The organism is Yoonia sp. MH D7 (genome assembly GCF_054439475.1).
The window spans coordinates 1,265,885-1,281,480 of sequence record NZ_JBTJCF010000001.1; the positions used below are offsets into that span (position 1 = coordinate 1,265,885).

The 15,596-nt window shown below is 53.4% G+C and carries 13 protein-coding genes and 2 pseudogenes; 4 read left to right on the top strand and 11 right to left on the bottom strand.

Annotated elements, in window-relative coordinates; translation table 11 throughout:
- Window positions 1-45: 45 nt before the first annotated feature.
- The 5 genes from ACXLHR_RS06245 to recA all read right to left on the bottom strand — a co-directional run bounded on the left by ACXLHR_RS06245 (window position 46) and on the right by recA (window position 6,832).
- The gene (locus ACXLHR_RS06245; protein WP_458790651.1) at window positions 46-999 is read right to left on the bottom strand and encodes a basic helix-loop-helix domain-containing protein; all 954 of its coding nucleotides are present in this window, start codon (window positions 997-999) and stop codon (window positions 46-48) included.
- A gap of 3 nt (window positions 1,000-1,002) precedes the next feature.
- Window positions 1,003-2,427, bottom strand: a complete 1,425-nt coding sequence (locus ACXLHR_RS06250; protein WP_458790652.1) for a hypothetical protein — start codon at window positions 2,425-2,427, stop codon at window positions 1,003-1,005.
- A 248-nt stretch (window positions 2,428-2,675) separates the two neighbouring features.
- Entirely contained in the window at window positions 2,676-2,960 is a 285-nt protein-coding gene (locus ACXLHR_RS06255; RefSeq protein WP_458790653.1) for a DUF1330 domain-containing protein, read from the bottom strand.
- The gene (gene alaS / locus ACXLHR_RS06260; protein WP_458790654.1) at window positions 2,957-5,614 is read right to left on the bottom strand and encodes an alanine--tRNA ligase; all 2,658 of its coding nucleotides are present in this window, start codon (window positions 5,612-5,614) and stop codon (window positions 2,957-2,959) included. Before alaS ends, ACXLHR_RS06255 begins: the two co-directional genes overlap by 4 nt.
- 129 nt (window positions 5,615-5,743) lie before the next feature.
- Window positions 5,744-6,832, bottom strand: coding sequence for a recombinase RecA (recA, locus tag ACXLHR_RS06265; protein WP_458790655.1), 1,089 nt, complete (start codon window positions 6,830-6,832; stop codon window positions 5,744-5,746).
- 194 nt (window positions 6,833-7,026) lie between these two features.
- Here recA and ACXLHR_RS06270 point away from each other — a divergent pair, with 194 nt between their 5' ends.
- Window positions 7,027-7,623, top strand: coding sequence for a sulfotransferase family protein (locus ACXLHR_RS06270; RefSeq protein ID WP_458790656.1), 597 nt, complete (start codon window positions 7,027-7,029; stop codon window positions 7,621-7,623).
- Between the two features lie 2 nt (window positions 7,624-7,625).
- On the opposite strand, the pseudogene ACXLHR_RS06275 reads toward ACXLHR_RS06270, so the two are convergent.
- The 5 genes and pseudogenes from ACXLHR_RS06275 to ACXLHR_RS06295 all read right to left on the bottom strand — a co-directional run bounded on the left by ACXLHR_RS06275 (window position 7,626) and on the right by ACXLHR_RS06295 (window position 11,830).
- A pseudogene (locus tag ACXLHR_RS06275) lies at window positions 7,626-9,023 on the bottom strand (FGGY family carbohydrate kinase).
- Window positions 9,024-9,030: 7 nt separating this feature from the next.
- Window positions 9,031-9,264 carry a glycerol-3-phosphate dehydrogenase C-terminal domain-containing protein gene (locus ACXLHR_RS06280; protein ID WP_458790657.1) on the bottom strand — a complete coding sequence of 78 codons (234 nt, stop codon included), beginning with the start codon at window positions 9,262-9,264 and terminating at the stop codon, window positions 9,031-9,033.
- Between the two features lie 34 nt (window positions 9,265-9,298).
- Window positions 9,299-9,844: pseudogene (locus ACXLHR_RS06285) on the bottom strand (FAD-dependent oxidoreductase); the annotation flags it as partial.
- Between the two features lie 111 nt (window positions 9,845-9,955).
- Window positions 9,956-10,684: an RlmE family RNA methyltransferase gene (locus ACXLHR_RS06290; protein WP_458790658.1), complete on the bottom strand. Its 729-nt coding sequence runs from the start codon at window positions 10,682-10,684 to the stop codon at window positions 9,956-9,958.
- Window positions 10,685-10,717: 33 nt separating this feature from the next.
- Window positions 10,718-11,830 carry a Ppx/GppA phosphatase family protein gene (locus ACXLHR_RS06295; protein WP_458790659.1) on the bottom strand — a complete coding sequence of 371 codons (1,113 nt, stop codon included), beginning with the start codon at window positions 11,828-11,830 and terminating at the stop codon, window positions 10,718-10,720.
- 259 nt (window positions 11,831-12,089) lie between these two features.
- Between ACXLHR_RS06295 and ACXLHR_RS06300 the strand changes: the two genes are divergently transcribed.
- The 3 genes from ACXLHR_RS06300 to ACXLHR_RS06310 are packed head-to-tail and all read left to right on the top strand — an operon-like array spanning window position 12,090 to window position 14,424.
- Entirely contained in the window at window positions 12,090-12,386 is a 297-nt protein-coding gene (locus tag ACXLHR_RS06300; protein ID WP_458790660.1) for a virulence factor, read from the top strand.
- Window positions 12,387-12,414: 28 nt separating this feature from the next.
- Window positions 12,415-13,344 (top strand): methylenetetrahydrofolate reductase, encoded by a 930-nt coding sequence (locus ACXLHR_RS06305; protein WP_458790661.1) that lies wholly within the window; start codon window positions 12,415-12,417, stop codon window positions 13,342-13,344.
- A 12-nt stretch (window positions 13,345-13,356) separates the two neighbouring features.
- Window positions 13,357-14,424 carry a methyltetrahydrofolate cobalamin methyltransferase gene (locus ACXLHR_RS06310; protein WP_458790662.1) on the top strand — a complete coding sequence of 356 codons (1,068 nt, stop codon included), beginning with the start codon at window positions 13,357-13,359 and terminating at the stop codon, window positions 14,422-14,424.
- A gap of 69 nt (window positions 14,425-14,493) precedes the next feature.
- On the opposite strand, the gene ACXLHR_RS06315 is transcribed toward ACXLHR_RS06310, so the two are convergent.
- The gene (locus ACXLHR_RS06315) at window positions 14,494-15,585 is read right to left on the bottom strand and encodes an ABC transporter ATP-binding protein (RefSeq protein ID WP_458790663.1); all 1,092 of its coding nucleotides are present in this window, start codon (window positions 15,583-15,585) and stop codon (window positions 14,494-14,496) included.
- Window positions 15,586-15,596 lie beyond the last annotated feature (11 nt).

Consider the following 15,596-nt stretch of genomic DNA (forward strand, 5'->3'; position numbering starts at 1 on the left):
CCCTGCGAAGTTTTTTCGCAGGGGCCTCTTAACGAATAGTGGATCTCATCGCGTTTCGAACTTTCGCCACAGGGGAGTGCCGTGGAACAACCACGGGCGATAGAGCACTCGGCGAGGATCGGGTGCCTTGTCCTTTTCGTCAGCGGCACCAAGGCGCATCGCAGGCGTTCGCATTACCGGTGCCGTTGATCGACGCTTTGGGACCTGAACGACCTCGACCGAGCCTGGAACACGCACCGAGGAGGGTCCCATCTCAACATCTGAGGTTGCTTTGCCCGCAGATCCGGGACCGACATATTGCCGTGCCTCGAACCAGTTATAATACACCCGATAGATGTTGAGCATTGCGACCAGAACCGCCGGATTGAATACAGCGCCGTTTATATAGCTTGGGCCATTTCTTGCGGATTTGCCGCCGGCTCGCTTGGTGGGGCTAATGCGTGTCCGCAGCGAGTTCATAAATGAGGAAACCGGCTGGATCGTTGTATGAAGCACGCGCCGTGCGAGCGCATCTCGTAGATCGGTATCCGTGATGTCTTGGTCGAACCCAGCCGACCGCAGTGCCTTGCGATACTTTTTTCTGATGACCGGGAATCCAACCGCCTTTTCGGTTTCCCCAAAATGCTGAACCGGCGATGCTGCCCAAAACTGCGGGAACTGTGCTGACTGGAAGTTGGCAGTGGCAAAGGAAAGAGCATTTCCTTGTCTATCTCGATTGACGGCAGGCTCCAGGTGATGGGAGCAGTAGCTGCGTAGAAGCTCGTATCTGGGGATTTCCTTACCCGCCGCAATCGTCTCCTGATTTGCGAAAGCTTCGAAGGCGTCCTCAAACTTCTTTATGCGACTTTGGCTCTTCGGCGTGGATGCTTCCTTGTCGAACGCAATAACCAACCATTCGAACAAGTCGGCCTGAATCATATCGCGAAAGATGTGTGGCACAACGCGGCCCATCGCCGCTTCGCGATCACCCACAAGGGTGATTTTACCAACAGGCAACATTTCCTATAAACACGCGAGATGGGCGGCTTTCGTGTAGCTCGGCTTGACGAGAATGCCCTTAAAACTTCTCCGAAAGTCGCGATCGACATCGCCAAAGCCGAAATACCCATTGCGGATTTCATCAAGAAGCGTGCGTCGATCTCGCGCATCGTTGAGCTTTCCCTGAATCTCTGGCGGTAATGCGACTCCCGCGGCTATATCGTCTTCGTAGGCGTGCTCAATGCGGTCAGAGAAAACACGCCAGTTGCCCTCCGCACTTGCAAAGAATGCCGCCTCATCGAACCGACCGCTGGGGCGCTGGAAATGCAGTTTCAGGGCGCTCACCACCTTGCCAGAAGACTTTCTGGTATAATGCTGCCGGATATTCTTGGGCTGCTCATTTCCATCAATGTAATGCTTCTCGAAGAACGCTGCGGGATCGACTCTGGTATCAAAGTTGGCATCAATCCTGAAAACATAACCACTGCGGATATCGGCACTTACGGAGCAGATCAAGGTCGTCAGACGGCGATCCTGGCGACTTTCCCAGTTGATTGAAATGTTGACATCGTCGTGGGCAATACGCGTGTGAATGAAGCGACCTGAGTCCTCTTGTTGCTTTTTCCATTCACGCAACTTGGCCTGTTCAAACGCAAGCATTGTCTTCTCAAGCCAGAAAATACGGCTGTATATCCGACTGACACCGCATTTCTTTCCGGTGTCTGGATCGGACAGCAGCCGCGCAAGATCGTTGATGCTCGCGCCATTGACCAAAGCTCGCAGTAGTCGCACATTGTCATGCTGCTTCTTTTGGCCTTGGTGATCGAGTGTTGTCGAAGTCCGCGCGCCCGGCTTCCCCTTGCAGGGCTTGTGGATCATCCGAAATCCGGCTGCTTTCTCTTTGCGCCTGTTCCCGTCAGGAGCCAGTTTGCCGTGTGCGCCGTTGAAGACGAACTCATTTGACCTGTCGAGGTAACGCGCGCCGCAATGACCGCACTTAGGCCCTTCCAGGAGTCCGCTATGCGTCCGCAGTCGGTCGATTTCTTCGAGCAAAAGTTCGTTCGACATAATATTGAACTCTATGCCGCATTCACTATTCCCTTTCTGGTGATGGCAAGCGATCCCTCTTCCATCGTCCCAGGCCCTTGGGTCGTTTTGATACTCGAATGTTTGGGATACCGTGCTCTTTTTGCTATTGCTGGTAAGTGAGTATCCGCCCAATCCCGTCGCGAGTGCAGGCATCTTTACTGAAGCAAGCAGCTTCCTTTGAGCGGCCCCATTTCCTTTGAAGACCGGCAGAGAAAAGTTTGGTGCAACACCGTAGTTCCCGCAATCAATATCACCGCAGGTGTTCATATTGATTTCTGGTGTTGGATGTGGGTATATTGCTTTCAGTGAAAGCTGGGGAATGCTCTTGACCATCAGTTTGCCCTTCCGGCGTTGTGTCAAGATGGCCTCCATAAGCCAACAAAAATGTTGGCCATTTTCTCTAAACAAGAAATGCTGATCGCATTTATTTGAAAAGTGTTGCTGCGGGACAAAAGTCCCTCACCACTCAGTCCAGTGTAAAAATGAATAACTCATAAAAAACAAGCGCCTGCCGAGGAAAATCTCAACAAGCGCTATTTTTGTGTCCCAAAAGCCGGAATGCGTCACCTGAGGGAGCCAGCCTTTTTGTTTGTGCTTATAAAATCGTGCTAGATTTCTTCGACGATACTCAACTCGCGCTGACTTGCCCCCTTAGCAAACCCCAGCGCTTCTTGATAGGCCTTCGAATAATAGCAATCATGCGCCGCCTGCAAACTCTCGAAACGAGCCACCACATTGCGCTGCCGCTCAGGTCCTTCCAACTGCTCATAGTTGCCGCCACGCGCCAAAAACACGCCGCCATGATCGGCAATCGCCACAGTGGCCCGCTTGGCATACTCGCCATAAGCGGCCTCATCCGTGACAGTTACGTGGGCTATCCAAAGTGCGCTCATACTTTACTCTCCAAGAATTTTTCTGCATTTTCAATTGCTTGCATAGCATTCTGCGCTGACGAACCGCCACCTTGGGCCATGTCCGCACGACCGCCGCCGCCTTTACCACCAAGCGCAGGCACGGCCGCGCGCAAAATATCAACCGCCGATACCTTATCGGTCAGATCAGCCGTGACACCCACAGCGACCGCAGCACGGTCGCCTGTATCCGCGATCAATAAGACAGCACCGCTGCCCATCGCGGCCTTCATCTCGTCGATCAACGCTGGCAAATCCTTACCCGTCACACCTTTCAAAACCTGCGCTTGGAAAGGCACACCCGCGATGGTCTTCACTGCCGCATCTGATTTCGTACCACCCGACATCGCCAAATCACGGCGCAACTGCGCCACTTCATTCGCCAATGCCTTACGTTCGTCCATCAAGGCCTTCACGCGCTCAGGCACTTCAGCCATAGGGGCTTTCATTGCACCCGCAACCTGCGCCAAACGGTGATCCTGCGCGCGCAGATAATCCAGCGCCGCCTGTCCGGTCAGCGCCTCAATCCGGCGCACCCCTGCACTCGACGCACTATCGCCCAGCATCACAAAGGCACCAATCTCGCCCAACCTTCGCACATGGGTCCCGCCGCACAACTCCAAGCTATAGGTATCACCCTTCGCGCCCTTGCCTGATCGTGCCAATTGACCCATCGACACAACGCGCACCTCATCGCCGTATTTCTCGCCAAATAAGGCCTGCGCCCCCAAGGCACGCGCATCATCAGGCGTCATGCTACGGGTTTCAACTCGGCTATTCTGCCGGATCATCACATTGACCTCACGCTCAATAGCGCCAAGATCAGCCAAAGACACCGCCGCATTATGGCTAAAGTCAAAACGCAAACGATCAGGTGCATTCAAAGATCCCTTTTGCGAAATATGATTCCCCAAAGTGTTACGCAACGCCTCATTCAACAAATGCGTTGCAGAATGGTTTGACTGAATATCCATCCGGCGCGCCACATCAACCAACAACTCGGCACCCTGCCCAGTCTTAATTTCGCCCTCAGTGACCTCAGCCACATGAATAAACACACCCGCCACTTTCTTGGTGTCGGTGATTTTGGCCAGGCCCGTTGATGTCTTCAGGACACCCGCATCCCCAACCTGACCGCCAGATTCAGCGTAAAACGGCGTCTGGTTCAAAACGATCTCTACCTTGCCCGTCGCCATAGCAGGCGTCGTGCCATCCGTCATTACAAGTGCCAAAATCTGCCCCTCTGCAGACATCGTATCATAACCCAAGAAATCCGTGATGCCATGAGCATCCGCCATATCAAACCAAACAGAGGCATCCGCAGTAGCACCCGTGCCGGCCCAAGCAGCACGCGCCTTGGCCTTTTGCTCGGCCATCGCCTCATCAAATCCGTCAGTATCCACCGCACGACCCTTTTCGCGCAACGCATCTTGGGTCAAATCAAGCGGGAAACCAAAAGTATCATAGAGTTTAAACGCCGATGCCCCTGACAAAGCCGCACCTTCAGGCAGCCCCGCCAACTCGTCATCCAACAACTTCAAACCACGATCCAAGGTCTGCTTGAACTTCACTTCCTCGTTCAACAGTGTCTCTTCAATTAACCGTTGCCCTTGCCCCAATTCAGGATAAGCGCCGCCCATTTGCTTGATCAACTCAGGCACCATGCGGTGCATCACCGGATCTTTGGCACCCAACAAATGCGCATGACGCATCGCACGGCGCATAATACGGCGTAACACATAGCCACGGCCTTCATTAGAGGGCAACACACCCTCGGCAATCAAAAACGACGTAGAACGCAAATGGTCGGCAATTACGCGGTGATGCACATTTTGGTCCCCGAACGGATCGGTCGACGTGACGTGGGCCGAGGCCTCGATCAGCGCGCGAAACAGGTCCGTCTGATAGTTATCATGGCTACCTTGCAAAAGTGCTGCCACCCGCTCCAGCCCCATGCCCGTATCAATTGACTGCATCGCCAGCGGCGTCATCGAGCCATCGGCAAACTGCTCGTTCTGCATGAAAACAACGTTCCAAATCTCGATGAAACGATCGCCATCTTCCTCGGCAGAGCCTGGAGGACCACCCCAGATATCATCACCATGATCATAGAAAATCTCGGTGCAAGGACCACAAGGCCCCGTCGGCCCCATCTGCCAAAAGTTGTCGTTAGTCGCAATGCGAATGATCCGATCCTCAGACACCCCCAACTTCTTCCACATCGCGAACGCTTCATCATCGGTATGATAAACCGTTGTAATCAAACGATCCTTGTTGATACCAAATTCTTTGGTCACCATATCCCATGCAAACGGAATTGCCTCGTCCTTGAAATAATCGCCAAAACTAAAGTTCCCCATCATCTCGAAAAACGTATGGTGACGGGCGGTATAGCCAACGTTATCAAGATCATTGTGCTTGCCACCTGCCCGCACACATTTCTGCGCCGAGGTCGCGCGCTGATAATCGCGCGTCTCCACACCGGTAAACAGATTCTTAAACTGCACCATGCCAGAGTTAGTAAACATCAACGTGGGATCGTTGCGCGGCACCAACGGGCTCGACGGCACGATCTGGTGGCCTTGTTTTTGGAAATAATCAAGGAATGTAGAGCGGATATCAGCAAGGCTGGTCATGTGCGGCTTTCAGCTATAAATTTGGTTTGAATTAGAAATACCCCTGCGACTGCGCAGTGTCCACCAGCCATGCAAAAAGGGCGCCGCATGACTGCGTACGCCCTCATTAACAATCAAATGAAACAGACTTTAGTCTTCCAACATATCCGCATCATCGCTTTTCGCCGCAAGATCAAAGTCTAACCCATGCGCCGCACGGATTTTATCTTCAATTTCAAGCGCAGTTTTTGGGTTTTCCTTCAAAAATATTTTGGAGTTCTCACGACCCTGCCCCATACGCTCGTCACCATAGCTATACCACGCGCCAGATTTCTCAACGACGCCCGCTTTTACACCCAGATCAAGCAGTTCGCCCGTTTTGGAAATGCCTTCACCATACATGATGTCAAATTCAACCTGTTTGAACGGCGGCGCCACCTTGTTCTTTACAACCTTCACGCGTGTCGAATTACCAACGACCTCATCACGATCCTTAATCGACCCAATACGGCGAATATCCAAACGCACAGAGGCATAAAACTTCAAAGCATTACCGCCGGTGGTGGTCTCTGGCGAGCCAAACATAACGCCAATCTTCATCCGGATCTGGTTGATAAAAATCACCATACAGCCCGATTTACTTATCGATCCTGTCAGTTTGCGCATCGCCTGGCTCATTAAACGCGCATGCACGCCAACCGAATAATCGCCCATATCCCCCTCAAGCTCGGACTTCGGCGTCAACGCAGCCACGGAATCGACTACGACCATACTCACCGCACCAGAGCGCACCAATGTGTCGACGATCTCCAACGCCTGCTCGCCAGTATCGGGCTGCGAAATCAACAACTCATCAAGGTTTACACCCAGCTTTTTGGCGTAGGTCGGATCAAGCGCATGCTCTGCATCCACAAAGGCGCAAACACCGCCTTTTTTCTGTTCTTCTGCAATTGCATGCAGCGTCAATGTCGTCTTGCCCGACGATTCAGGCCCAAAAATTTCGATCACGCGGCCTTTTGGCAAACCGCCAATCCCTAGCGCAATATCAAGCCCGAGAGAACCCGTGCTCGTTGCCTCAATCGCGGGCATCTGGTTCTGGCCGCCCAATTTCATAATCGAGCCTTTGCCAAACTGCCGCTCGATCTGCGCCAGCGCACTTTCTAGCGCCTTTTCTTTCTCCGCTGTCTTTTTATCTGTCATTTTATTATCTGCCATTTTGAAAAGCTCTGCCGTTGCCATTGTTCTTGCCCTTATCCCACACCCGACGACGGGCGACAATTGGAGGTTTGTTCCACTTATGTTCCCGTTAGCCAATGAGGCCAAAGAAAGAACATTGCAACAAAATTCTGCTCTGATCACCATGTATCATGAGTGGTTAATTATTGATTTATGTTTTAACTTGGCTTCGATACATTGCGAAAGGTGCCTGTCAAATGCTTGTTTTCTGGAAAGAAAATCTTGTTTTTCTCGCTGTTCCAAAAACAGGAACAACGGCCATCGAGGGTGCTTTGGCACCGCGCGCCTCAATGGTTTTACGCGACCCACCGATCCTGAAACACTCGGCGGTTTACCGATATAACCGATTCCTTAAGCCGTTTTTTGTGCAAGCCGGCGGTCAAATGCCCGAAACATTTGCCGTTGTGCGCCATCCCATCGACTGGCTTTCAAGCTGGTATCGTTACCGGCACCGCGACGATCTGGTCGGTCATGAAAACAGCACCCGCAACATCACATTCGACGATTTTGTGCTGGAATACTGCAAAGGCAAACCCGCGCCCTTTGCTGCCGTCGGCTCTCAAGCCAAATTTTTGCTTAACGGTGACGGCACCCTGGGCGTCAACCACCTGTTCCGCTACGAGGCGCAACACAAGCTTATTGCCTTTCTCGAATCCCGATTGGAGACCACTATCGAGTTGAAACGGCTCAACGTTTCTCCCGCAGTTGCCCTCGTTTTATCCGATAGCGTCGAAGACAAACTACGCAAAAAATGCGCCGCAGAATTCGACGTCTGGGCCATGGGGCAAGAATGATCTTAGATTAACGTGCCCGCACCGCGTCCTGCCGACCGGCAAAGCGGCGCGCGCGCCTCATCATCCATTTGTGGCTCAAGGCGACGCTCAAGCGCCCACTGCGCCGCAAACCCCGCCTAATCAGGATAAATCCCCGCACGCATCCCTGCAAGCCACGCAACCCCCACGGCCGTAGTTGCCAAAACCTTAGGGCGATCCACAGCCGCGCCAATAATGTCGACAAAAAATGCATCGACCAATCCGACGCTGACATACCACCACAAACTCGAAAAAAACATTTATCTTCAGAGCTTTGCCAGTCACTCTTTATCTCCTCCAACAAGTCGCGCGTCTGAAATCCGAAACTATCGAGTGCCGCCCGTGCAAACTCCTCAGGACCGGAATTGCGCGTCAGCCCATAAATTGCGCCCCGCGCTTCAGCGTCCCAATGCGGTGCACCAAGCCCTGTAAACGCAGACACTATATAAAACTCTTGCTTCAAACCGTCGCGCAGCCACTGCACCACAGCACACGCAATGAAAATAGAGCCTTCCAGCGCGTAAGTCAGCTCGCCATCCAACTGATAAGCAATCGCACCCAACAACAATGATTGCGACCGTACCAGCGTATCACCCGTATTCAAAAGCGCAAAACACCCAGACCCACTGGTCGACTTCAACTTCCCCGGCGCAAAACACGCCTGACCTATCGTCGCTGCCTGCTGATCACCCGCAACGCCCATAATCGGCAGCGGCACACCGAACAAATCCGCGCGCGTCATACCAAAGTCACGCACCTCTGGTAACATGTCCATCGGAATTCCCAAGCGTTCGCAAGTATTTGCGTCCCACTTCCCATCTCGAATACTATATAACATCGTGCGCGCGGCATTTGTGGCATCAGTCACATGTGACGCGCCCCCCGTCAGCTTCCAAATCAGAAAACAATCAACCGTCCCAAACATCAACTTGCCCGCATTTGCCTTCTCACGCGCGCCCTCAACATTGTCCAAAGCAATTTTAACTTAGTCCCGGAAAAGTAGGGATCCAACAATAGACAAGTCTTTACCGGCACTTCCACCTCGAAGTTATCTTACTTCAAAGCCTGACACATCGCCGACGTCCGCCGATCCTGCCAGAAAATTGCATTATGAATTGGCGCACCTCTCTCACGGTCCCGCACCAACGTCGTCTCGCGCTGGTTTCTGATGCCGACAGCCGCAATCCCAGTCTTTACAATCACCGCACCACAGGTCGCCGCAGTAGAGGCCGAAATATCCGACACATCATGCTCAACCCAGCCAGACTGCGGAAATACTAAGCGAACTCCTCTTGCGAAATGGCCTTCACTGCAATTCTTTTATCAAAGACCATCGCTCGACTCGACGTCTTGCCTTGATCTATCGCCAAAATACCCGCCATATTCCCCTCAGGCCGCTTTCATAAAGGCATCAACCGCCGCATTTTCCGCTGACGTCATGCGGAACCCTAACTTGGTACGGCGCCAAACAGCATCCTCTGCTGTCAGTGCAAACTCGTGGGCCATCAACCAATCCACCTCGCGCGCAGATAACAAATCGTTAAAATACGTACCAAAATCAGCCTCGACCTCGGCATCTCCCATCAAATCATCCGCCAGCGCCCCGTACGTAAGCGCGCGCAATGCGGCGAACATACCCCTCGCGCACAAACGGATGACGCGCACTCAATATCACCAGACGCGCGTCATGGACCCAGTAATCAGAATACTCGTAGGCACGGTTAAACTTATCTTTCAGACACTTACCGATCTTATCAGAAGTTAAGTCTAGGTTTATTGTCACCGTTAAGATTTTGCGACCACCCAAATGGTCATACATGAACAGCCCAAAATGGATCAACCATACAAGCCTACGGCCACGCATCCAAGGCATGAACAACCCCAACAGCTTTGAGGTAGGCGTATCACATTCAAACCGCATATCTTTGTGGTAAGGCAACACAAAACGCATCGAACAAGAGATATGCGGCATAGATTTGAGCAAAAAATCTTTTTAGTCAAAGAGTTGCGGACCATACTGAATTCGGAAACTAAAGATATCGCAGCCGCCATGAAACATGCTTTGTCGAAGCAGAGTACGTCGCAAAGTCCAGATCCTTCATCTCGGCTAATCCGGTGCGCAACCCGCGCCCTTGCACGTCACGGAAATGCCAGTGCCGTTGATACCTCCGCCGATAATGAAAATATCGAATTTCACAGACATAAACGTTTCCCAAAAATCCGCAATTTATATGGTAGCGCAAGTCAGAGTTGCAGCAATCCATTCAAGTGATGGTTTTCAAAACAACATCGCCAAAATGACAAAATAAAACTGCTATTCGTCTGAGCTTTGCCCCTTAAACCCTGTTGCTACAACAAATTTCTCTGAACTGTCCGCCCGCGATGACGGTGGCTTTACATAAGCGACTTTTTTGAATTTCATCTTCAACATTAAATTCAGTTCGGCTTCTGCACCACCCGCCAGCACCTTGGCCACAAACGTGCCACCCTCGGTCAGAACATCAAACGCAAAATACGCCGCGGCTTCACATAAGGCCATAATACGCAAGTGATCTGTCTGCTTGTGGCCACAACTTGACGCCGCCATATCCGACAGCACGACATCCGCTTGACCGCCAAGCCATTCAATAACCTGTTTGTCGGCATCGTCCGCCAAAAAATCTAGCTGATGCAACGTCGCACCCGCAATCGGCTCCATTTCCTGTAAATCGACGCCCAAAATCGTGCCGATCTCCTTGCCTTTTTTCTCGCCCAAGGCATTGATCCGTGGCACTGCGACCTGACACCAGCCACCCGGCGCAGCCCCTAGATCGACGACACGCGCCCCGTTCGTCAGAAAATGGAATTTATCGTCCAATTCCATGATCTTATAGGCCGCTCTTCCGCGAAAACCATCCGCCTTGGCGCGCACGACATATGGGTCATTCAACTGCCGCTGCAACCACATGGTCGACGACATTGAACGGCCACGCGCAGATTTCACCTTAACGTGCAAATCACGCTGGCCGCGGCCCGAAGTATTCTTGGTTGGTTTTTGTGCCATCTTGTTTGCTTTCTTTTCAGAAAAACACCTTTATCAGTAAGGTGTGTCTTCTAGAACCCCATCCGCGGACATTTGCGCATAAAGCAATCCTTCGCGCAGTCCGCGGTCCGCCACCGACAACCGGTCTGTCGGCCATAAACGCATCAGCGCCTGCAAGATTGCAGCGCCAGACATAATTAACGCCTGCCGATCCTTGCCAATGCGCGGATCGCTGCGCCGCCCCGTTGGACCCAACGCCAGATAATTCTGGATCACAGCGTCAATCTGGTCGGTTGACATACGTAAGCCATCCACTTTGGTGCGATCATAACGCCTTAACCCCAAGTGACTGGCCGCGACCGTAGTCACCGTTCCGCTGGTACCGACAATCTGAAAACCCTCGCGGATCTGGGCCGCTGCACTCGGAGCAAACCCTTCCAGACTTTCCTCGAAAAACCACGACATCAACGCAAATCGTGCAGCATCATCGTCCACATCAATAAATTGGTCGCGCAACGTGGCAACACCTAAAGGCACCGAAATCCAGTCCACGACCTTGGCAGCAGCAAACGGACCCGGATCGGACTTAAACCCCGCGTGCAGACGCATGATCGCGCGAGGGCGTTCTCTTGCGGGTACATTCGTCAGGTCAATCCACACCAGTTCCGTTGATCCTCCGCCAATATCAACAACCAACAACTGGTCTGTTTTAGTGCTGACTAACGGCGCACAAGAAATCACTGCCAAACGCGCTTCTTCTTCTGGCTGGATAATCTCGAGAGAAAGCCCGGTCTCGCGGCGCACCTGAGCTACAAAATTCTCACCATTACGGGCACGCCGGCAGGCCTCTGTCGCCACCAGCCGCATATTTTTCACACCGTGTCGATCCAGTTTCTGACGACAAATACGGATTGCATTGATCGTGCGGCTCATCGATGCGCGCGACAATTTACCGGAGCCCTCAAGCCCATGGCCCAATTGCACCGTTTTAGAAAAACTATCCACCACATGGAACTGACTACCCTTGGGTTGGGCAATCAGCATCCGGCAGCTATTCGTGCCCAAATCCAACGCCGCATAGAGCGCGGTTGGATCGGACGGTTTTGGCGCGGGGGTCACCACCGCTTTGGGGAACGCGCCCGCACCATTGGGACGCTTCGGCGTCATAATCACGCCTTCCATTTAGAGTTATCCCTAACGTAGGTCGCAACCCCCTTACGTGCAAGCGCTCACATCAGGCAAAATGAATGCCTCTCAACATTGTCATGAAAAGAACGGTTGCACCGCCCACTGGCCTCGCATGCTCAAGGCCGTCATATCTTGCCCGTCGCTAGATGCGTCCACCATGTCGAAAACCGACGTCGGTGCGCCGCGTCAATTGCGTAAAAAGTACCAACACAGGGCGGAAGCGCTACAGGAGAATCACATGGCAGATGTCATAATCGTATACTGGCGCGATATGCCCGCCCAAGTCATCGTAGGCAAAGGACGGCGGGGTACAAAACGGCCGTTACCCGAACGGTTTGAACAAGCCATCGATCGCGCAGCCATGAAATCAGGCGCCGCCGAAAGCGACGCATATCTTGAGGGCTTCCGCAAAGCGGCGCCCTACCCCGTTGACGGGACCGACGCCGATGTCGCCGCTGCTCAAGTGGCGCGCATCGATGCTGAATACGACCTCACAAAAATCAAAGCCCTTATCGCCAACGACGGCTGGGCCTGATTAAATACTAAACCCTCGGAGTTCCTGCATGTCTTTGTTGCCTTTCTTCAAGAAAAAAGATGCCGCGCCCGTTGGCGTCGACGCACACGTAGAAGCCCTACTCGAGGATTATTCCATAGAGGTAATGCCGCGCACCGCTGACAAGGTCGAAGATTTCAAGGCCCTGCTCCCCGCGAACACCCGCGTCTACATCGCCCACATCGACGGCACGCCGATCGAAGACATGCTCGCCACCGCCAAACGGCTGGCTACCGACGGCTACAACGTCATGCCGCACTTTCCCGCGCGTATCATCAAAGATACAGCCACCCTCACCGACTGGATCGCGCGCTACCAAGGCGAAGCTGGCGTGACCCAAGCACTCCTGCTCGCAGGAGGCGTCGCCACACCGCACGGCGAGTTTCACAGCTCCATGCAACTTCTCGAATCCGGTGCATTCGGCAAAGCAGGCTTCAAACACCTGCATGTCGCAGGCCACCCCGAAGGCAACAAAGACATCGATCCCGACGGCTCGGACAAAAACGTGATGGACGCCTTGCGCTGGAAAGCCAAATTTGCCGATACTTCAGACGCAAAAATGGCCCTCGCCACACAATTCGCCTTTGAAGCCGATCCGATCATCGCGTGGGCCGACAGCCTTAAGAACGCAGGCATCGACATCCCGATCCACATCGGCATCGCTGGCCCCGCCAAACTGCAAACTCTGATCAAATTCGCCATCGCTTGCGGCGTCGGCCCCTCCCTGCGCGTGCTGCAAAAACGCGCGATGGATGTGACCAAACTGCTCTTGCCCTACGAGCCAAACGAGATCATCACCACACTCGCAGCCCACAAAGCCGCCAACCCTGACTTTAACATCACCAACGTTCACTTCTTCCCGCTTGGCGGAATTACGGCCAATGCAAATTGGGCCATCACCCATGGCGGCAGCTCCGCCATTCCAGCCACAGATCTTTAAGGACCGCTGACTATGACCCGCACAATTGTCGAATCCAAAACGAAAACCGCCATCATCGGCTTCGACCAACCGTTCTGCGTGATTGGCGAACGGATCAACCCGACAGGCCGCAAGAAACTGGCAATGGAACTCGAAGCAGGCAATTTCTCGACGGTCGAAGCAGACGCAATCTCGCAAACCCTCGCAGGGGCCACAATCCTTGACATCAACTCTGGCGCGGTGTTCTCGAACAAAATGGCCGAAGACCCGCGCTACGCTGACAACAACTTTGTCGAGCCTCCGTTGATGCATGAACTCATCACGCGCATTCAAGCAATCACCGACACGCCCCTGTGCATCGACAGCTCGGTACCTGGCGCGTTAGAAGCAGGCCTCGCCGCCTGCGAAGGCCGCCCGCTGCTAAACTCTGTCACAGGCGAAGAAGAGCGCATGGAGCTGGTCCTGCCACTGGTTAAAAAATACAACGTGCCCGTCGTAGCAATCTCCAACGACGACACAGGCATTTCCGAAGATCCCGACGTGCGCTTTGAAGTCGCCAAGAAAATCGTGCAGCGCGCCGCTGATTTCGGCATCCCCGCGCATGACATCGTGGTCGACCCGCTGGTCATGCCGATCGGCGCAATGGGCACTGCTGGCCTGCAGGTTTTCGCACTTGTGCGCCGCCTACGTGAAGAACTCGGCGTCAACACTACCTGCGGCGCGTCTAACATCTCCTTTGGCTTGCCCAACCGCCACGGCATCAACAATGCCTTCTTGCCTATGGCCATGACCGCTGGCATGACATCGGCAATCATGAACCCCATCACCCTGCCCGTAAAACTGGCCGACATCGAGGCCAAGAAAATCGCTCTAGCCGAAGCTGGCGTGATCCTGCCAGAAGACATCGACATGGAAACCTTCTGCCAGCTCATGGGCCTTGGTTCAATGCAGGCCCGCGCAGGCAAAGAAATGGAAGCCATCCGCGCCGCCAATTTCCTGACCAACAACGACCCGTCAGGCAGCGATTGGATCAAATTCAACCGCCCAACCGTCAAAGCAGGCGAAGGCCGCGCGCGCACAGGGCGTCGCAGCCGCGGTTAAGTCGGCAAACAACAAAACACCACCTGAACGCAAACTCAGGTGGTGTTTTGTTTCTAAGGTGAAAACTTCCTAGCGATAATACAATGATCGTCCATTATTGAAAATCTGCACCTTCGCAGGATCCGCATTCATCCGCACAGCCTTGTCGCGCATCTCGGTATGAATCCCCGGCAGCTTGCCAATCACTGCATCATTGTCGCCAACCTTGTCAAAATACAACAAAGTCACTTCGCCCAAGGCCTCGGAAAACCTTACCTTCCCCTCAAAGATATAGTCGTCACCATCCGTTCTCACCATATCCTCAGGGCGGACCCCGACATTGACCCTTAGCCCCTTATCCGCCACCTGCGTCGGCACCGCTGAGGTCGCAACACCACCCCCATCGAGCTTCACTCTGGCCTGCACGCCGGTCTCTACAATCTCACCGGACAGCAGGTTCATCGCAGGCGAGCCGATAAACTGCGCCACAAACTCGTTCTCGGGCCGCTCATATAGCTCCAGCGGCGTGCCAACCTGCGCAATGCCTTTATTTGCCAAAACCACAATCCGCGTAGCCAGCGTCATCGCCTCAACCTGATCATGGGTCACATAAATCATCGTGCTATTGGGCATCGACTCCTTGAGTTGCGCAATCTCGATCCTTGTTGCCACCCGTAATGCGGCATCCAAATTCGACAACGGCTCGTCAAACAAATACACTTTGGGATCACGCACAATCGAACGACCAATCGCCACCCTTTGACGCTGCCCACCAGACAAGGCCTTTGGCAACCGATCCAAATACTCATCAAGTTGCAAAATTTTCGCCGCACGACCCACCGCAGCATTAATTTCCGCAGGTGTTTTCTTCGCCAGTTTCAACGCAAACGACATATTATCGCGCACCGTCATATGTGGATAAAGCGCGTAAGACTGAAATACCATCGCAATGCCGCGCTGTGCGGGCGGTACGTCATTCACGACCTGTCCGTCGATCTGCAACTCGCCACTGGTAATCTTCTCCAGCCCGGCAATCATGCGCAACAATGTCGACTTACCACAGCCCGACGGCCCGACAAAAACGATCAACTCGCCCGTTTTGATATCAAGGTTAATGTTATTAAGCACATTAACAGTGCCGCCATACGTCTTTGCGACGTCCGTCAATTTCAGATCAGCCATTGCCGTCTCCC